General features: G+C 55.2%; 16 protein-coding genes and 1 pseudogene. 11 read left to right on the forward strand and 6 right to left on the reverse strand.

The features are described from left to right. Positions 1 to 56: 56 nt before the first annotated feature. Together ACLQ7H_RS01880 and dusC are read left to right on the forward strand one after the other, a co-directional pair. A complete protein-coding gene (locus ACLQ7H_RS01880) occupies positions 57 to 1,016 on the forward strand; it encodes a D-2-hydroxyacid dehydrogenase family protein (RefSeq protein WP_411751201.1) in 960 nt (319 codons plus the stop codon). Positions 1,017 to 1,090: 74 nt separating this feature from the next. After that, positions 1,091 to 2,020, forward strand: coding sequence for a tRNA dihydrouridine(16) synthase DusC (dusC, locus tag ACLQ7H_RS01885; RefSeq protein WP_411751202.1), 930 nt, complete (start codon positions 1,091 to 1,093; stop codon positions 2,018 to 2,020). Here the strand turns inward: dusC and ACLQ7H_RS01890 are convergent. Beyond that, positions 2,017 to 2,547, reverse strand: a pseudogene (locus ACLQ7H_RS01890) (arylamine N-acetyltransferase family protein); the annotation flags it as partial. The gene dusC and the pseudogene ACLQ7H_RS01890 sit on opposite strands and share 4 nt — an antisense overlap. Positions 2,548 to 2,641: 94 nt before the next feature. Continuing rightward, positions 2,642 to 3,577 carry a LysR substrate-binding domain-containing protein gene (locus ACLQ7H_RS01895; protein WP_411751203.1) on the reverse strand — a complete coding sequence of 312 codons (936 nt, stop codon included), beginning with the start codon at positions 3,575 to 3,577 and terminating at the stop codon, positions 2,642 to 2,644. 78 nt (positions 3,578 to 3,655) lie between these two features. Here ACLQ7H_RS01895 and ACLQ7H_RS01900 point away from each other — a divergent pair, with 78 nt between their 5' ends. The 4 genes from ACLQ7H_RS01900 to ACLQ7H_RS01915 all read left to right on the forward strand — a co-directional run bounded on the left by ACLQ7H_RS01900 (position 3,656) and on the right by ACLQ7H_RS01915 (position 10,458). Beyond that, positions 3,656 to 4,519, forward strand: a complete 864-nt coding sequence (locus ACLQ7H_RS01900; protein WP_411751204.1) for an EamA family transporter — start codon at positions 3,656 to 3,658, stop codon at positions 4,517 to 4,519. Between the two features lie 802 nt (positions 4,520 to 5,321). Then, complete coding sequence (locus tag ACLQ7H_RS01905) at positions 5,322 to 6,074, forward strand: SDR family NAD(P)-dependent oxidoreductase (protein ID WP_411751205.1); 753 nt, start codon at positions 5,322 to 5,324, stop codon at positions 6,072 to 6,074. Positions 6,075 to 6,233: 159 nt separating this feature from the next. Then, entirely contained in the window at positions 6,234 to 7,349 is a 1,116-nt protein-coding gene (locus ACLQ7H_RS01910; protein WP_411751206.1) for an efflux RND transporter periplasmic adaptor subunit, read from the forward strand. A gap of 10 nt (positions 7,350 to 7,359) precedes the next feature. Further along, entirely contained in the window at positions 7,360 to 10,458 is a 3,099-nt protein-coding gene (locus ACLQ7H_RS01915) for an efflux RND transporter permease subunit (protein ID WP_411751207.1), read from the forward strand. Between the two features lie 36 nt (positions 10,459 to 10,494). On the opposite strand, the gene ACLQ7H_RS01920 is transcribed toward ACLQ7H_RS01915, so the two are convergent. Further along, positions 10,495 to 10,932, reverse strand: coding sequence for a PACE efflux transporter (locus ACLQ7H_RS01920; protein ID WP_411751208.1), 438 nt, complete (start codon positions 10,930 to 10,932; stop codon positions 10,495 to 10,497). 119 nt (positions 10,933 to 11,051) lie between these two features. Between ACLQ7H_RS01920 and ACLQ7H_RS01925 the strand changes: the two genes are divergently transcribed. After that, on the forward strand, positions 11,052 to 11,939 hold the full coding sequence (locus ACLQ7H_RS01925) for a LysR family transcriptional regulator (protein WP_411751209.1): 888 nt from the start codon (positions 11,052 to 11,054) through the stop codon (positions 11,937 to 11,939). Positions 11,940 to 12,048: 109 nt separating this feature from the next. Then, positions 12,049 to 12,675, forward strand: a complete 627-nt coding sequence (locus ACLQ7H_RS01930; RefSeq protein ID WP_411751210.1) for a LysE family translocator — start codon at positions 12,049 to 12,051, stop codon at positions 12,673 to 12,675. A gap of 2 nt (positions 12,676 to 12,677) precedes the next feature. Here the strand turns inward: ACLQ7H_RS01930 and ACLQ7H_RS01935 are convergent, their stop codons facing one another. Both ACLQ7H_RS01935 and ACLQ7H_RS01940 read right to left on the reverse strand, forming a co-directional pair. Then, positions 12,678 to 13,241, reverse strand: coding sequence for a DedA family protein (locus tag ACLQ7H_RS01935; RefSeq protein WP_209523512.1), 564 nt, complete (start codon positions 13,239 to 13,241; stop codon positions 12,678 to 12,680). 24 nt (positions 13,242 to 13,265) lie between these two features. Then, positions 13,266 to 13,952 (reverse strand): DJ-1/PfpI family protein, encoded by a 687-nt coding sequence (locus ACLQ7H_RS01940; protein ID WP_411751211.1) that lies wholly within the window; start codon positions 13,950 to 13,952, stop codon positions 13,266 to 13,268. 109 nt (positions 13,953 to 14,061) lie between these two features. Here ACLQ7H_RS01940 and ACLQ7H_RS01945 point away from each other — a divergent pair, with 109 nt between their 5' ends. The 3 genes from ACLQ7H_RS01945 (at position 14,062) to ACLQ7H_RS01955 (ending at position 17,348) form a co-directional block, all read left to right on the forward strand. Further along, positions 14,062 to 15,165, forward strand: a complete 1,104-nt coding sequence (locus tag ACLQ7H_RS01945; protein ID WP_411751212.1) for an adenosylhomocysteinase — start codon at positions 14,062 to 14,064, stop codon at positions 15,163 to 15,165. A gap of 156 nt (positions 15,166 to 15,321) precedes the next feature. Further along, positions 15,322 to 16,251, forward strand: a complete 930-nt coding sequence (pbpG, locus tag ACLQ7H_RS01950; RefSeq protein WP_411751215.1) for a D-alanyl-D-alanine endopeptidase — start codon at positions 15,322 to 15,324, stop codon at positions 16,249 to 16,251. 176 nt (positions 16,252 to 16,427) lie between these two features. Continuing rightward, positions 16,428 to 17,348, forward strand: coding sequence for a DUF808 domain-containing protein (locus ACLQ7H_RS01955; RefSeq protein ID WP_411751213.1), 921 nt, complete (start codon positions 16,428 to 16,430; stop codon positions 17,346 to 17,348). 276 nt (positions 17,349 to 17,624) lie between these two features. On the opposite strand, the gene ACLQ7H_RS01960 is transcribed toward ACLQ7H_RS01955, so the two are convergent. After that, complete coding sequence (locus ACLQ7H_RS01960) at positions 17,625 to 18,173, reverse strand: N-acetyltransferase family protein (RefSeq protein WP_411751214.1); 549 nt, start codon at positions 18,171 to 18,173, stop codon at positions 17,625 to 17,627. Between the last annotated feature and the right edge of the window lie 810 nt (positions 18,174 to 18,983).

Consider the following 18,983-nt stretch of genomic DNA (forward strand, 5'->3'; position numbering starts at 1 on the left):
TACTGAACCGCCATTGATTGGCGGTTTTTTTTTCGCCTGCTTTCCAGGAGTTACCGATGAAATTGAAGTGTGCAATTCTTGATGATTACCAGAGTGTAGCGCTGACGATGGCGGATTGGATCGTCCTTGGCGAGCAGGTTGAGGTCTTTTCCCTGCGTGAGCATATTGACGATGAAGATCAACTGGTGAGCCGCATCAACGACTGCGCGATCGTGGTGATTATGCGAGAGCGCACGCCGTTCACCGCCGCATTGCTCTCTCGTTTGCCAAAACTGCAACTGCTGATCACCTCAGGCATGCGCAACGCTTCGATCGATCTGCCAGCGGCAACCCGGCAAGGCGTTACCGTATGCGGTACCGCTAGCGGTTCTGAAGCGCCGATGGAGCTGACCTGGGCGCTGATCCTCGGTTTGGCTAAACATCTGGTGGCTGAAAGCAGCGGATTACGTGCCAACGGGCCTTGGCAGCAACATGTTGGCATCACCTTGCATGGGAAAACGCTGGGGTTGCTGGGGCTAGGCAAGATCGGCGGCCAGATGGCGAAGGTGGCACAGGCATTTGGCATGAATGTAGTAGCCTGGAGCCAGAATCTGACGGCAGAAAGGGCACAGGAATGCGGCGTGCAGCTTGCCGAGTCAAAACAGGCGCTGCTAGCGGCGAGTGACTTTGTTTCGGTACATCTGGTGTTAAGCGATCGCAGCCGTGGGCTGATCGACCGCCAGGCGCTGGCGCAGATGAAAAATAGCGCTTTCCTGATCAACACTTCACGTGCGGCAATCGTCGATCAACAAGCGCTGGTTGAGGCGCTGCAAACCGGGCAGATCGCCGGTGCCGGTCTGGACGTGTTTGAAGTAGAGCCACTGCCGGCCGATCACCCATTGCGCCGTTTGCCCAACGTGCTGGCTACGCCGCATGTGGGTTATGTGGCGGATGATAACTACCGCACCTATTTCCGGGAAGCGATTGCCGATATCCAAGCGTTTATTGCCGGTGAGCCGCTGCGCAAACTAGGCTAATTTTATCGGTGGGAGGGTTGTTGGCACCACCTTTCGCCCGTATCATTGCGCCCTCTTTGATTGCAGGGGTAGGCATGCGCGTATTATTGGCTCCAATGGAGGGGGTACTTGACTCTCTGGTGCGAGAATTGCTCACCGAGGTGAACGATTACGATCTCTGCATCACCGAATTCCTGCGGGTGATCGATCAACGATTGCCCGCCAAATCCTTCTACCGTCTGTGTCCGGAACTGCACCATGCCAGCAGAACGCCATCCGGCACCCAGGTGCGGGTGCAACTGCTGGGCCAATATCCCGAATGGCTGGCGGAAAACGCGGCTCAGGCCGTTGAGCTAGGTTCTTACGGTGTCGATCTGAACTGCGGTTGCCCGTCCAAACATGTCAACGGCAGCGGCGGCGGGGCCACCTTGCTCAAAGATCCCGAATTGATTTATCAGGGGGCCAAAGCGATGCGCGCCGCGGTGCCAGCGCATCTGCCGGTGACGGTAAAAGTGCGCTTGGGTTGGGATTCAGATTCCCGCAGCTTTGAAATTGCCGATGCGGTGCAGCAAGCGGGGGCGACCGAAATCACCATCCATGGCCGTACCAAAGAGGACGGTTACAAAGCCGATCGCATCAACTGGCAGGCGATCGGTGAGATCCGCCAACGTTTGAGCATCCCGGTGATCGCCAACGGGGAAATTTGGGACTATCAAAGTGCGCAGGCGTGTATGCAGGCCACCGGCTGCGACGCGGTAATGCTGGGGCGCGGCGCGTTGAACATCCCCAACCTGAGCCGTGTGGTGAAATATAACGAACCGCGTATGCCTTGGCCGCAGGTGGTGCAGCTATTGCAAAAGTACGTGCATCTGGAAAAGCAGGGCGATACCGGTTTATATCACGTCGCCCGCATCAAACAGTGGCTCAGCTACCTGCGCAAAGAGTATCAGGAAGCCACGGAGCTGTTTACCGAGATCCGCACGTTAAACAACTCCAAGGATATTGCGCGGGTGATTTGCCGCTAACTCCTGAGTTCAATAGCGAAATAGTGCCGCAGCGCCTCCAGCCGTTCCACTTCTGAATGCAGTGTCGACTCCTTACGGTGATGGTCTTGGGTCACGATCAGCTTTAACTCGCTGAGGGTGATGCGGCCGTCTTCCGTGGGGCGAGAGCACACCAGCTTTTGGGTAAAATGCGACTGGGGCGAAGTGCTGTGATAGTGGCACATGTCGTTAAACTCTTCCGGCTGCCGGGGTTGCAGGGTAAAGCGATACAGCGTCTTGGCGTGGGAGGTCCGATCGCCATTGCGGCGCTCCAGATGATACCAGTCACCGTCTTGCTCAAGATGAAAGGTACCGCTGGCCTGCGGTTGTTGCTCGGTGGTGGTGATTTTCAGCGGGGCGAGGAAAGAATCGCCAAACCCAACATCGACCAGATAGGGCTGATCCAGGGTTACCACCAGCGCCATATGGTCAAACGGCGGGCCAAAAGAGCCGTCTCTAGTGTGGATCTCCCCGGAAATAAACGCCACCTGAAAGCCGATGTGTTGCAGATAGCGTGGTATGTCCACCAGAATTCTCGCTATACGGGAAATTTTGCATAAATTAGCGGGAATTGCGCCAGTCGGGGAAGCAATATGTGCGGTGTTAACAGTTGGCGGGGCGACCAGCCGCAGTTAACAGCAGATTTACCCAGCGGCGTGTCGCCGCCCCCAGAAATTCCTGGTTTGTCCAACAGAGGCGGAATTCATAGGCGGAAGGAAGCTGCCATTGTCCGGCGAAAATCTCAACCAGTTTACCACTGCGTAAAGCATCCTGCGCTACCGCCAAGCTGCCAAGTACCACGCCGTTCCCGTCAATGGCTTCTTGCAGGGCGTGACCAACGCTGTTGAAAGTCAGTAGCGAGCCGGGCTTGCCGCTAAGCTTGCAGGCGGTGAACCAATCTTGCCAGGCAGCAACGCCCAAGCCCTGTGCATCTTTCCAGGGGGAGTGGATCAGGCGTAATCCCAGCAAATCTTCGGGGGAGCTAATTGCTGGGCAACAACGCAAGAAGTCTGGGCTGGCCAAGGGCGAAAAAGTATCGGTCAGCAGACGTCGGGAATGGTGCAATGGACTGTTAATCGGGCTGTAACGGATGGCGATATCCGCTTCACCGGCCTCAAGATCGCGCACGCTTTCATTGGCATCGATCACTAATGCGGTCGCGGGATCTTGTTGGTGTAAAGCTGGCAGGCGTGGGGCTAGCCAGTGGCTGGCTATACCCAGAGTGCAGGTTAGCTTGAGCGTACTCTGTTCCTCTGGGCGCATGCGCTCGCAGGATTTCCTCAGTAGCATAAAGGCCCGGATAACCTCCGCAGACAGTTGTTGGCCGCTATCATTCAAGGCCACTGCATTACCTTTACGATGAAATAATGTCACACCCAGTTCGCTTTCCAGTAGCCGTATTTGACGGCTGACGGCGCCGAGGGTCACATTCAATTCATCGGCGGCTTCGGTAAAACTGCTACAGCGTGCTGCCACCTCGAAAGTGTGTAGAGCCTTTAACGAAGGCAGACGTTGTTGAGCGTTCAGCTTGAGTTTCATTCAACCATATTGCCAATCTATCGATGTTGCACAAGCACTATTTCTCTTAACCTGCATCATGCATTCGGTGGAGAGAAAATGATGGATGTTTTGATGGGGCTGATGGCCGCAATATGTTGGGGAGGAACCGATTTCTTGGTGGGTATCAATGCCCGAGCGGTTGGTGTCAGGCGCGCCGTGTTTTTCTCGCAGGTCGTCGGAATGGTTGTTTTAACCTTATTGCTGCTGAGCATGCCGTTACGTGTCTCCAACGTCCCGATTGCTATTTGGGGGCTGGCGTTACTGGCCGCGGGATTGATCGTGATTGGTGCGCTGGCCTTATCGCATGCGTTTGCGTTGGGCAAAGCGGCGCTGGTAGCACCATTAGTCACCAGCTATGGCGCAGTGACGGCATTGTTGTCCTGGATCAGTGGCGAACGGCTAGGGGCATTCACCGTTCTGGGGCTGGCAATCTGCCTGTTGGGCGTAATCTTGACCGCTATGAACCTGAACCGACAGACAGAAACATCTGCGATGCGACTCCCGCTGTTGTTCGCCCTGTTGGCATCACTTTGTTACGGCTGTAGTTTCTGGTTACAGGGGCGTTATACCTTGCCGGTGCTAGGGCCAAAGCTCAGTTTGTGGATGGGTTATGCTGTGGGTCTGACGGCCCTGTTGATATTCGGCGATCGTAAAAAACTACTGGCACGTCCCAATCTGCGGCAGAGCGGATTATTACTGGCCGCCAGCCTATTAAATTTGGCTGGTTTCGTGGCTTTTGCCGTGGGAAGTGGCCATGGTTCGCTCTCGGTTGTGACGGTATTAAGTACGCTTTCTGGTGGAGTTGCCGCTCTGTTAGGGGCATTATTACTAGGTGAAAGGCTGTCTAGCGTGCAATGGCTAGGCGTGATGACGGTACTTGCAGGGGCGCTGTTGCTACAGGTAAATTTAGCTGGCGTGTAGTTACCAAGTAACCTGAAAGGTAAACGCTAGTCGATCTCAGTACGTTTAAAATTAGCGATTTAGCGAATAAACGTATGTTGTTAAAAACAGTATTGACTTAGTTTGAAAAAGTCGTAAATTAGTATCCAGCAGCAGGAAATTGATAGTTAGCTGCTTAGCTAAATAACAGATTGAAAGGTTATCTTTAATAAGTTGTTTAGTGATATTGCGATAAAGGCCACGAAGTTCTGTTGTATGGGGAAGTCGTCGTTGAGTCGCCAGTTTGGACTCATTCGACAATGCTTTAAGGCCATGTAGTCAGTACCGACGATCGCAGGGTGTGTACCACAACGCGATGATGTAAGGCTCTGTTTCTCAAGCGTTAATGTTGCAACTTGTTAAGTTTTTCTGGTAAGTTTGTTGCAATGAAAGTAAAGCCATGCGTCAAAAGTTTATATCGCGAGGGGGAATGTACCAGTTTAGCTTGCCCTACCTCTATAATTTAGTATGAGGTGAGTAAGTGAAAATTTGTAAATCAGCCAGTATAGGGGAGGATGTAGTTAGCTTTTCAATACCCAATATTATCTGTGATAAACAAGTACATTTTAAGCAGTATCGAAAGTAGTACCCAGTTAGTAAGTTGATTAATGTTGAATTTTAAATCTGCAGTAACCTAAAAGCCCTGGCAAATATTGTCAGGGCTTTTTCGTTTTGTCCTTTTGTCAGGGGGATGCTTCAGCGCGTTTTGGAGGATAGCCACTGCCAGAAACTGTCATGCTCAAGCCTTAGTCTGAACGCCTCACTCAAGTTATCGGGAGGCGTTATGCAAGATTTTACGGGTAAAGTGGCGTTGGTGACCGGGGCTTCCACCGGTATTGGTGAAGCTATTGCTCAAGAGTTGGTCGATCGGGGGGCGAAGGTAGCGATCACCGCCAGAAATAGTGAAAGACTGGCAGCAACGGCACAGCGTATCGATCCGACAGGAAAATCGGTATTTCCGTTGGTGATGGATGCTCGCGATCCTGAATCGGTACGCAGTGCAGTAGAGCAGACGCTGGCCCTTGGTGGGCGATTGCATCTGTTGGTCAACAATGCCGGTATTACCGGGCCGCATGATGTGCCGCTGAATCAATACCCCATTGAAGATTGGCACGCGGTGATTGAAACCGACCTCAGTGGTACCTTCTATGGGATGAAGTACGGATTACCCGCTATTGTGGCAGCAGGCGGTGGCGCGGTAGTGAACCTCTCTTCCGCCAATGGCATAGTCGGCATTGCCGGTATTGCGCCTTATACCGCGGCCAAGCACGGCATTATCGGTTTGACGAGGGCCGCCGCTCTGGAGTTTGCCGATCGGGGGATACGCATCAACGCCGTCGGGCCTGGTTATGTCGATACGCCTTCGATGGCCAGATTACCGACCTGGGTGCGGGAGAAAATGGCTGCCTCCCATCCGATGGGGCGTATGGCGACGCGTGAAGAGGTGGCGAAAACGGTAGTTTTTTTGCTTTCTACAGACAGCAGTTTCACCACTGGGGCCTTTTACAGCATTGATGGTGGTTATACGGCGCAGTAAACCGCTGGTGGGTGCTGCATGCTACGCCCGCCAGCCTTGGTGTAAGCGAATTTGCACCGTTGCAAGAAATCGTCAGCAGAGCTCGTTCTGACTTGCAATGGGTGAACTATAATTTTCATCAATTTAGGTTGGTTTAATTGATGAGTGATTTTGCTGCTTATGACTACACCCTGGTTCTCCTGCTATATGGCATTGTGGTTGCTGGCCATCGCCACTCCGATCGTAGCCGCACCGTTGCCTGCGGTGACCGTGGCGGTGATTGAGCAAAGCCAACCCGAACGCGCATTGCACTATCTTGGCCGCATCGAGGCGATACAAACCGTGGAGGTGAAGACCCGTACCGAAGGGTTTATCGCCAAACGGCCATTTACCGAAGGGCAGATGGTCAAGGCCGGGGACTTGCTGTACGAGATTGAGCCGGCATTACACCATTCTGCCGTAGCGCAGGCTCAGGCGCAGCTAGATAGCGCTACGGCCACGGCAAATCTGGCGCAGGTAAACCTGACGCGTTTGCAGCAGTTAGGCAATAACCGCGCGGTCAGCAGAGCGGATATCGATGCCGCGGCAGCCGAACGTGATACCAGTCGAGCGGCAGTCGCCCAGGCGCGGGCACTGCTTAATACGCAGCAGTTACAACTCAGCTATACCCGAATTTATGCGCCGATTGCCGGGCGCATCGGCCACAGCCGCTTTCATGTGGGCAGTCTGGTCAACGCGGCAAGTGGCGCACTGGTCAATATTATTCAGCTCGATCCGATCCGTGTCGCGATCTCTATCAATGAACGGGACTATATTACCGCCGCCTATCAGCGTCAGCGTGGGGAGGGTAAGCTCGCCGAAGGGCAGTTTTCCGCCCGTCTTGAACTGGCCAACGGCAAATCCTACCCCGAGCTGGGCACTTTTGAATCGATAGATAACCAGATCGATGCCCACACCGGCACCGTCACTCTGCGCACCCGTTTTGCCAATCCTAATCATCTGCTGCTGCCCGGGGGCGTGGTGAACGTGATCCTGACCGCCGAGCAACCGCAGACGGTCACGCTGGTGCCAATTGCTGCGCTACAGCAAAACCAGCAGGGCCACTTTGTGTTGGTGGTCAGCCCAGAGAATATCGTGGAGGTCAGAGAGGTGGCTCTGGGTGAACAGCATCAGCAATATTATCAGGTGAACGCCGGGCTCAAGGCTGGCGAAAGGGTGATTATCTCCGGTGTTCAGCACGTCAGGCCCGGAATGCAGGTGAACGCTATTCTCTCCAGCGCCAACGCGCAACCATAAGGGGCCGCTGATGCTGCACTTTTTTATCCGGCGGCCAAAATTTGCCATCGTGATTGCGTTGGTGATCACCCTGGTAGGGATAGTTTCCCTCAAGGTGATCCCGGTTGAACAGTACCCCGATATCACGCCACCGGTGGTTTCCGTCAGTGCGCTCTATCCTGGAGCCAGCGCCCGCGACGTGGCTCAGGCGGTGGCATCGCCGATCGAGGCTCAGGTCAACGGCGTCAGCAACATGCTGTATATGGAATCGACCAGCGCCAACAACGGCGGTTATCAGCTGAGCATCACCTTTGCCAGCGGTACCGATCCGGATATGGCTGCCGTGGAGGTGCAAAATCGTATTTCACAGGTTAGCGCGCAGCTACCGGCAGAAGTGAATAACAACGGGGTATCGGTGCGCAAGCGGGCCTCGAATCTGCTGTTGGGCGTTAGCGTGTTTTCTCCCAAAGGTAGCCGCGACACGCTGTTTCTGAGCAACTACACCAGTATCCAACTGCGCGATGCCTTGGCCCGCATCAGCGGTGTGGGGGATGTGCAGGTGTTTGGCGCCCGCGATTACAGCATGCGCGTCTGGCTCGATCCGCAGCGTATGGAGTCGCTCAATATCAGCGTGCAGGACATCGTGCAGGCGTTACAGCAGCAGAACGTGCAGGCTGCCGCAGGTCAGATCGGTTCCGCGCCTTCCCCTTCCCAGCAGCAGCAAACTCTGACCATCAGTGGGCAGGGGCGTTTAACCGATCCGCAGGAGTTTGCCAGAGTGATTATCCGCAGCGGTGCCAACGGGGGCACGGTGCGGGTGAGCGACGTGGCGCGGGTGGAGCTGGGGGCACAAAACTACCAGGTCAATGCCTCGATGAACCAACAGGAATCGGCATTTTTGGTGGTTTACCCCACGCCGGGAGCCAATGCGCTGAATGTCGCCAATGCGGTACGCCAGGAGATGGCGCGCCTGTCGCAATCCTTCCCCAGCGATATGAGCTATGACATCAAATATGACTCCACCCGCCCGGTAACGGCCACGCTGCACGAGATTGCCATTTCGCTGGCGTTAACCTTGGCGGTGGTGCTGCTGGTAGTTTATCTGTTCTTACAGAGTCTGCGGGCCACCTTTATCGTGGCGCTGACCATTCCGGTGTCGCTGCTCGGTACCTTTGCCGTGCTGTACGTCTTCGGCTACTCCGCCAATACTTTGAGCCTGTTCGCCATTATTCTGGCGCTGACTATTGTGGTGGACGATGCCATCGTGGTGGTGGAAAACGTGGAGCGTCTGCTGGCCCAAGATCCCGCTCTTAGCCCGGCAGAAGCGACCCGCAAGGCGATTAGCCAGATTGCTGGGCCGATCGTCGCCACGACGTTAGTGCTGATGGCGGTCTTCGTGCCGATTGCGGTGCTGCCGGGCATTACTGGTGAGCTGTACCGTCAGTTTGCCGTGACCCTGTCGGCGGCGGTGATCCTGTCGAGCATCAACGCGTTGACGCTGTCCCCGGCGCTTTGTGCCACGCTGATCCGGCGGCGAGAGCTGGCGCAAACCGGCTTTTTTGGTGGTTTCAACCGGGGTATGGACCGGATGCGCGATGGCTATGTGCGCCTGGCCGCATTGGCCAGCAAGCGGGCTCTAACCACGGTGATTGCACTACTCGTTGTTGGCTTGGCCACCTGGTATGGCTATAGCCGTTTGCCAACCTCTTTCCTGCCGGAGGAGGATCAGGGCTACTTCTTCGTCAACGTACAGCTGCCGGATGGGGCTTCCCTTGAACGTACCCAGGCGGTGATGGATCGGATGCATCAGCAGGTGATACAAAACCCGGCGGTGGAAGACGTGATCAAAATTACCGGCTTCAGCCTGCTGAGCGGGGGCAATTCACCCAATGCGGGCTTCGCCATCGTGATGCTCAAACCCTGGGGCCAACGCGAACATGTTGACCGGGTGTTAGCCGATCTTCAGGGCAGACTGGCGGCAATCCCCTCGGCGATGATCATGGTGGTTAATCCACCGGCAATCGCCGGGCTAGGCAACGCCGCCGGTTTTGATTTACGCCTGCTGGCGCTGGAGGGGCAAACGCCGCAGCAAATGGCTCAGGTGGCCCAGGGGATTATTTTTGCGGCCAACCAGCGGCCAGAGCTGAGCCGGGTGTTTACCACCTTCAGCGCCGTGGTACCGGATATCGATCTGGCGGTCGATCGTGAACGGGCTGCGCTGTTGCAGGTGCCGGTCAGCCGGATCTTTACTACGCTGCAAGTTTCGCTTGGCGGCCTGAACGTGGGGGATTTTTCAGTCAATAACCGCATGTTCCGGGTGCAGTTACAAAACGATAGGGATTACCGGCAACGTACCGAACAAATTAATCGCCTGAACGTACGCAGCGACACCGGTGCTCTGGTGAGCCTGGCCAATCTGGTGCGGCTCACGCCTTCTATCGGCGCGCCTTTTATCAGCCAGTTCAACCAGTTTCCGGCGGTATCGGTGAACGGTTCTGCGGCCGAGGGGGTTAGTTCCGGGCAGGCGATGAAAACCATGGAGTCTTTATTGGCCGAGCAGTTGCCAAAGGGTTATGGCTACAGTTGGAGCGGCCTGTCCTGGCAGGAGCAACAGACCGGTGACCAAGCCTTGTTGATCTATCTGGCGGCGCTGGTGTTCGCCTATCTGTTCCTGGTGGCTCAGTATGAAAGCTGGAGCATCCCGCTGGTGGTGATGCTATCGGTGATTTTCGCCGTGGCGGGGGCGGTCGCCGGGTTACGCATGATGGGGTTCGCCAACGACGTTTATGCCCAAATCGGGCTGGTGTTGCTGATTGGTCTGGCGGCCAAGAATGCCATCCTGATCGTCGAGTTCTCGAAGGCGCGGCGTGAAGAGGGGGCCAGCATTCGCGAAGCCGCGCAGGATGGTGCCAGGCAACGTTTCCGGGCGGTGATGATGACGGCTATCTCCTTTATTCTCGGGGTCATGCCGCTAGTATTTGCTACCGGGGCCGGGGCGATGAGCCGCCAAATTATCGGTATTACCGTATTTGGCGGGATGTTACTGGCAACGCTGGTCGGGATCTTCTTTATTCCTGCGCTGTACCTGCATATTCAACGGCTGCGCGAATGGACGAAATCCCGGTTTTGATAGCGTGCCTCCCACCTAGGCAGGAGGTACTCTCGATCATGCCGATTCGGCTGCAGGCAGGGCGGAGGTTGGCAGCCCGAATATTTTGTCGAAGGCCCAGTTAAACACAAAGGTATAGCAGGGAATAATCACGATCAGCGCCATATCCAGCAGCAAGGCCTGCACCAGGGAAATCTCCATCCACCAGGCGATCAGCGGGATCAGGTAAACCACCAGCGTCAGTTGGAAGCCCACTGCGTGCAGAATGCGGCGCTTCAGCGTGCGGGTGCGTGATGCCTGGCGGCTTTCCCAGAATTCGTACAAGGTGTTGTAAATCAGGTTCCAACTGACGGCGATGGTGGTGATGATCACCGCTAACGGCCCGGTGCTGCTCGGGGCGGAGCCGGAGAGTAGTGCCAACCCAAGGGCCGAAATGACCATACCGATAACTTCATAAGCGGTCACATAGACCAGTTTGCGTTTCACGCCTTGCATGCTTTTCTCCTGCTTTGTTTTTCGTGCCTGATGACGTCCGGCAACCCGATGCGTAAGATAACGTCAATCCTATTGATAGAAAAAGTCAGGAGCTGTCAGTTTTTCTGACAGGTAAGACGATGAATTTTTCCAGTGACAATATCGAACTGTTTTTGGCCGTATTGGATCGCGGCTCATTCTCGGCGGCAGCCAGGGCATTGCGGCGCGTGCCTTCGGCGGTCAGCATGGGGATCGCCAATATGGAGGCGGAGCTGGGCTTTCAGCTGTTTGATCGCTCACACCGCGAACCGGTGCCCACCGCGCTGGCATTGGCACTGGCTCCCCATGCGCGCTTGATTGCCGAGCAGCTCAAACAGTTGCAGATCCATGCCATTGAGCTTTCTCAGGGGTTGGAGAGCAGGTTGTCGATCGGTGTGGCGTCTGATATCAACAGCAGCGGTCTGCTGGTGGCGGTGAAAGCGCTGGCGGAACGCTACCCGTTGTTGGATATCGAGGTGCTGACAGCTCCGCAAGATGATGTGTTGCATATGCTGCATCAACAGCGGGTTAGCCTGTGCCTGGCATTCGGCGGGCTGGAGGTTAACAGCCAGGAACAGTTTCACTTTGTGGGTAGCGAATCGTTGGTGGCAACCATTGCGGCGCAGCATTCGGCCCTGGGTGCTAGCGGTGCCGAGTTGTTTCTGGAGGAACTGGTCAACGTGCGGCAGATCATGGTGGCCAGCCGTGACTTGCCTATGGCCGACACACGCCCGCAGGTAGCGGAATCCTTCTGGCGTACCGACAGTTTGCCGATGGCGCTAAGCATGGTAGAGGCCGGGCTGGGTTGGGGCAACTTCCCGTTGTCGTTAACTGCGCCATTGCTGGAACAGGGCCGGTTGATCCGCCTGAAATTTAAAAATACCAAAAACGAACTGCGCCTGCCGGTGCACCTGATTTGGCTGAAGCACCAGCCGCAACAGAAGGCGGCCAGGGAGTTGGTGGCGTTGATGATGCAGGGCAATGCCTGACGGGGGGGAACATGGCGCGGGTTTACTCCCGTATCCTTACGTCGCTATTGCTTTTATTTTAGCCTCCGCGTTAATTTGAATGACTAAATCAGGCGAGGGGGAAAAGCAGATGATCAACGAAACGATGCTATCGGTAATCAGCATAACTGGCGCAATAACGCTGGGAGCAATGAGCCCAGGGCAAAGCTTTATTCTGGTAGCGCGAACGGCGGTGGCTTCGTCACGGCGCGATGGGATGGCGGTGGCATTGGGGATGGGGATCGGCTGTTTTATCTTCGCATTAATCGCCTTGTTGGGGCTGCAATCGCTGCTGTTGGCGTTGCCTTGGCTGTATACCACGCTGAAAGTGCTGGGTGGGGCCTATCTGATCTATCTGGCGTTCAAAATGCTACGTGGAGCCAATCAGCCATTGATGATCGAAGCGGTTGGCGGCCAGCAGCTAGGCTTTCGCCGGGCGTTCACCACCGGGCTGCTAACCCAGTTGGGCAACCCGAACACCGCTATCGTATTTGGCAGCGTGTTTGCGGCGCTGCTTAGCCATCAGATCCCCATGGTGCTGTATATCGTGTTGCCGCTGATTGCTCTGGCCGTCGATCTGCTGTGGTATGCCTTTGTGGCGTTTGTGCTGTCGTCACCGCGCCCGCGCCGCGTCTACCTGCGTTTCAAAGCCTGGTTCGATCGCCTGGGTGGCAGCGTGCTGGCCTTACTGGGGCTGAAGCTGATGCTCAACAAATAGTCTTATTGTGCGTGACGCCGCCGCCACCAGTAGCGAAGCAGCAGAATAGCGGCGATCACCACTACGCAGAGCAGCAGACTATACAGCTTTTTGTCACTACCGCTGACAAAACTGCTGATGGCCTGGCCACCAAAATAGCCGAGCAGTACAAATAGCGTGGCCCACAGGATAGCCCCCAGAATATTCAGCGGGATAAAGCGCGACGGGGGCAGCTTGCTGGCACCGATCAGCACCGGGCCGATAAGACGGAACCCGTACATAAAACGTACGCCAATCACAAATAAAATCGGGTGGCTGGCAATCAGCTTTTGGGCGCGTTCAATGCGTGCTTGTTGGCTCTCGATACGGGCAAGCACTCGTCCACCAAAATGGCGCCCGGCGAAATAGAGCACCTGATCGCCCAGGGCGCCGCCAATCGCCACCACCGCAATCACCAGCGGCAGGCGCAGCAATCCGTTGTGTGCCGCAATCCCTCCCAGCAGGGTGATGGTTTCCCCTTCAAGCAGGCAGCCGATCAGCAGCGCCCAGTAGCCGTATTGGGTAATGTAGTGGGCCAAATCTGTCATTGTTGCTCCTTCATTACGATGAATTTAGCTTTGATGATGTGCCGCAATTTGTGCCACTAGGGCCTGGCGGCGCCGTAAATTTTCCGCCATCGTGGCCTGCACTTGTTGCACCACCGCTGCGGAAGTCAGTTCAAGAGTCCCGCCTGTAAACGGCGGTGCTGGCGCATACTCCATACCGAGCTGGATCGCCTGGGCGGTTGCTTCCCCGTGGAGTTCGGCAATCAGCGTCAGCGCAAAATCGATACCAGCAGTGACACCGCCGCCGGTGATGATATTCCCATCACGCACCACGCGCTCATTGCAGGGGATAGCGCCAAACAATGCCAGACTATCGCGCATCGACCAGTGGCAGGTAGCGCGCTTGCCTTTCAGCAATCCCGCTGCGGCCAGGATCAGGGAGCCGGTACATACGGAAGTGAGGTAACGCGCTCCGGCCGCCAAACGGCGAATTTGCTCAAGGTAACCTTCATCTTGCATCGCGTCTAGACAACCTCCGCCGCCGGGCACGCACAGCACATCACAGCGTTCAATATCCTCAAGTGAACGCAGTGCCGCAAAATGCAAACCATCGGCAGTGACCGTTTCCCCGGCCATAGAAGCCACAATCACTTCAGCATCTGGCAAACGGGACAAAAACTGGTGCGGGCCAGTAAAGTCCAACTGAGTCACCCCCTGATAGATCGGAAAAACAATCACTAATGCTGCTGCCATGATAGTCACCTCGGTTTTTTGCTGTGAGATAAGTGATAATAGCTGCCATGCGATGCAGATTAATCATTCTGCCATGCCTTGGCGGCGTGGCGTAGTAAAGGAGTAACCGATGTATCAGGATTTTGACAGTGAGTTGAAGTGGGCCATGAGCCATATGCCACGTACCCGCGCGGCAGTAGCGGCTTTACCGGATCTGCACGGCGTGCGCCTGGCGTGTAATATGCACCTGGATCTGAAAATGGCACCGCTGGTCGCTGGGCTGCTGGATAAGGGCGCGGCCATTTATCTCACCACCTGTAACCCGACGCCGGTACAGGATGACGTCGTGGCCTGGCTGGAACGCCACGGTGCCCAAGCGCACGCCTGGCGTGATATGAGCGATGCCGACTGGTCTGAATCGTTCGACCGCGCGCTGGCCTGGGGGCCGACTCACCTGTGTGAGATGGGAGCCGATCTGACTACTCGCCTGCATCAATCTGCCAATGGCCCGCAGATCAAGGCCGGGTTGGAAGCGACGGGTTCAGGCATTAGCCGCTTGGGGGGCATTGCGCCACGTTACCCGATCTTTAACTGGGATGACCTGCCGGTAAAAGAAGGGCTGCATAATCGCCACATGGTTGGGCTGACCGCCTGGCATACCTTCTTCCAGACCACCCATCTGACGCTGCATGAAAAATGTGTAGTGGTGATTGGTTATGGGCTGGTAGGCCAGGGCGTAGCAGCCTCTGCCAAGGCTTATGGCGGGCAAGTTATTGTGGCGGAAATCGATCCGGCCCGTGCTTTGCAAGCGCGTTACGATGGTTGGGCGGTCGTCGATTTAGCCACTGCCGTAGAGCAGGCCGATGTCATTGCTACGGCCACTGGAGCCAAAAACGTGCTGTCTGCACGGCATCTGGAACGTGCCAAGGATGGAGTGTTTATCCTCAACGTTGGGCATGTCGCGGAAGAGATAGACGTCGGTTTCCTGCAGGCCTTGCCGCACAGCGAGCCAATGCCATTTGTAAATGCTTACCAACTGGCAGACAAAACGCTGTATCTGCTGGCCAACGGGTCGATGTTTAACCTGACGGCAGGCTACGGTGACAGCCTGAATGCTTTCGATGTGACCCTGGCCGTAATGGCGGCCGGTATCGGGCATATCGTGGGGGCCGGTGAGCAGCATGCTGCCGGATTGTACCTGTTGCCGCAATCTGCCTGGCAGCCAGCGCTGTAACTTTTACCTTGCGGGCGTACAAGCCAGTACGCCTGCGGGTTGCATAAATTTTGCGCCGATAGATTTTGTCACAAATCGCTACGCACAATCACAGTGCAATTCTATAGCCCTCACTTATAATTCCACGCAGTCGGTTCTCTCCTCCGTTACAGAGTAATACATGTGAAAATCCGTGTTTTGGTTCTAACCCTGCTCGCGTTACAAGCCGGTACTGGACTGGTGCCGAGTGCATTAGCCAGCAATAAACCCGCCGCAGTGCAAGCCACCCAGCCTGAGCTAGCTTCTGGCAGTGCCATGGTGCTGGATATGCAAACGCATCGGGTGATTTATTCACGTAACCCCGATGAAGTGGTGCCTATCGCCTCGATCACCAAGCTGATGACGGCGATGGTGACGCTGGATGCCCGCCTGCCGCTGGACGAAATGCTGTCGGTAGATATCAGCCAGACGCCAGAAATGAAAGGCATCTACTCCCGGGTACGATTGAACAGTGAAATCAGCCGCAAGGATATGCTGCTGTTGGCGCTGATGTCGTCGGAAAACCGGGCTGCGGCCAGCCTGGCGCATCATTATCCCGGTGGCTATAACGCCTTTATCAAGGCGATGAACGCCAAGGCTAAAGCACTGGGCATGACCAATACCCATTACGTTGAACCGACCGGACTATCGATTCATAACGTTTCTACCGCGCGGGACCTGACCAAGCTGATGTTGGCGACCAAGCAGTACCCGCTGATCGGCCAGTTGAGCACCACTACCGAACGGATGGCGACCTTCAAGGATCCCAACTATACGCTGCCGTTTCGCAATACCAACCATCTGGTCTACAACCAGAAATGGAATATTCAGCTGACCAAAACCGGCTTCACTAATCAGGCTGGGCATTGCCTGGCGATGCGTACCGTGATCGGCAACCGCTCCGTTTCGCTGGTGGTGTTGGACGCCTTTGGCAAATATACCCATTTTGCGGACGCTAACCGCCTGCGCACCTGGATTGAAACCGGTAAGGTAACGCCGATACCGGCGGCGGCGCGGGATTATCGCCGCCAGAAGGATGCCGCCCTGGCGAAGAACGACACGGAATAAAGCGTTAGTTATTAACCTGCCGCCTGTCGCGGCAGGTTATCGTTTCCCTATGTTGCAAAACTCACGACTTAAGCCCGCGCCTACAGTAAAATCATTAAGATTTTCCCTCTTCATGTCTTCAACCCGCTATGCTAAACCGGTATGGCTATCTCACCCTTTGATAAGGAAAGTGCACTTTGGCAGGCAGTAGCTTATTAACCCTAATCGACGACATTGCTTCGTTGCTGGATGATGTTTCGCTGATGACGAAAATGGCGGCCAAAAAGACCGCCGGGGTACTGGGAGACGATCTGGCGCTCAATGCCCAACAGGTCAGCGGTGTTAAGGCCGATCGTGAAATTCCCGTGGTGTGGAAGGTGGCCAAGGGATCGTTTATCAACAAGGCGATCCTGGTACCGCTGGCATTGCTGATCAGCGCTTTCGCCCCTTGGGCGATTACGCCGTTGCTGATGGTCGGTGGGGCTTACCTCTGCTACGAAGGGTTTGAAAAGGTTTACCACAGCCTGATGCACCGCAAGAGCGCAGAGGCAGAAGAGAAAGCGGAATTGGACACCAGTGAGGACGTTGCGGTCTATGAACAGCGCAAAATCAAAGGCGCCATTCGTACCGACTTTGTCCTCTCCGCCGAGATTATCGCTATTACGTTGGGTACCGTAGCCGGAGCCACCTTTAGCCAGCAGGTGATTGTGTTGTGTGGCATCGCCATTGTGATGACGGTGGGGGTGTATGGCATCGTGGCGGGTATCGTCAAGCTGGACGATCTGGGGTTCTACCTGGCTCGTAAGCGTAGCGCGCTAGCACAATCGTTAGGGCGCGGTATTGTCAGCGCAGCCCCTTATCTGATGAAAACGCTGTCGGTGGTGGGTACCCTGGCCATGTTTATGGTGGGTGGCGGGATTTTGACCCACGGGTTACCGCCGGTGCATCACCTGTTTACCGACTGGGCGAGTTATTCTGCGGTGGTACCTGGAGTAGGTGCGATCCTGGGGGGCTTGACCCCAACGCTGCTGAATGCGGTGTTCGGCTTGATCGCCGGTGGCGTTGTGATGCTGGTGGTCTCCGGGGTGAGTTCGGTGCGGGCCCGTTTTAAGGCTTGATGCAAAGAGGATACGGCAGACCATTCTCCATCAACTCTCTATCCGCCATTGGGCGCATTGATGCGCCCAATGGTGGTGAGAACTAGAAGATCAGTTTGAACACACCGGTAATGGTCAGTAGGCCAACAATAAAGATAATCGCAATAATCCACAGAAAAATTTTCATCCGTCTCTCCCGACTGTTTATGTTTAGTGAATGCATGAATGCACACAGGGATCGCTAAGCCACGACAGAATTAACTATAGTTGAAAATCAGCAGCTTGCCCGGAAAGGGCCTAAGGCAGCGTATGGCTGCCGCCATTCAGCGGCCGCTGCATAATGTGCGTATCCAGCCAACCGCCAAATTTAAACCCGACGCCGCTTAGTGTGCCGATGCTGGTGAAGCCCAGCTTGCGGTGTAGGGCAAGGGAGCCGGCGTTACCTGCGGCATCGCCAATCGTTGCCAGCATTTGCCGCCATGGGCCTTGCTCACAGCGGGCAATCAATGCGCTGAGTAACGCCTTACCGATCCCATGCCCCTGCATGCCTTCGGCGACATAGACCGAATCCTCGATGGTATAGCGATAAGCAGGTCGCGGCCGATACGGCGTGGCATAGCAATAGCCCACGACACGGTCTTCTCTCTTCGCCACCAGCCATGGCAACCCGGCAACCAAGACGTTATTACGCCGTTGTTGCATCTCAGCCAACGTTGGGGGCGTTTCTTCGAACGAGGCTGGCCCGTAAAGCACGTGGTGGGCGTAAATCTGTTGAATGGCGGCCATATCCTCAGTGCTGGCATCGGAGACGCTTAGCGTGGCCAGCGGTGGGGTTGCAAGTGACATAGAGCTACCTTTTATGATGATAAATCAGAGTACCAAGGCATTATGCTCTGTGCCTGGCGACAAGGTAAATTGGCTTTTTGTCTGGCGGGGATAAGAAAAAATGATGGCATTTTCATGCTGAGAAATCTGTTAAGTGAAGAGAGGTATGTCATTGCGTTAGGTGATGCCCCTCACCCTAGCCCTCTCCCACAGGGAGAGGGGACCGATCGAGTCCATTGATACACCCATGACATCCTGAAACGACGCGGATGCATCAAAAGCACAAGCTAGTTCAATAACCATATAATTGTTTGATATTAATATGTTTTATTAATTTATCGGGTTGACCAAGTACTCCGTAACAGCTCCCTCTCCCACAGGGGACCGATCGAGTTCGTTGATTGCTTTGCGTAATACTTTGCCTTTCTTGTTCTTACTCCCTACTTTCCGAAGCTGCACGGGCTAATTACGCACTCTGGACAGCTCTCAAAAGGGGACCGTTCGAGTAGGTTTGAAAATGCAGGGTGATGTATCTTGGATGAGGGGGGAGTACTTACTGAGATGACCTCTTTACTTCCAAAAGAGCAGGGACTATCAGCTCCCTCTCCCTGTGGGAGAGGGTTGGGGTGAGGGGGAAACGCATCCAGCAAGTCGTCACTCATGCTGGATGCGCGGTGTTGTCAAAGCTTACTGATTATTGCGTCAGTAAAATCCCACGCTCTTCGGCCAACTGCTGAGCTTCTTCATCATCAATCATTCTGATTTTGAAGCCGGTGAAGCCATAAATGGCGGCAAACACCATCGACGCGTAGAAGAAGATGCAGTAAGGCA

Source organism: Serratia sp. (in: enterobacteria) (assembly GCF_046715635.1).
GTDB lineage: Bacteria > Pseudomonadota > Gammaproteobacteria > Enterobacterales > Enterobacteriaceae > Chania.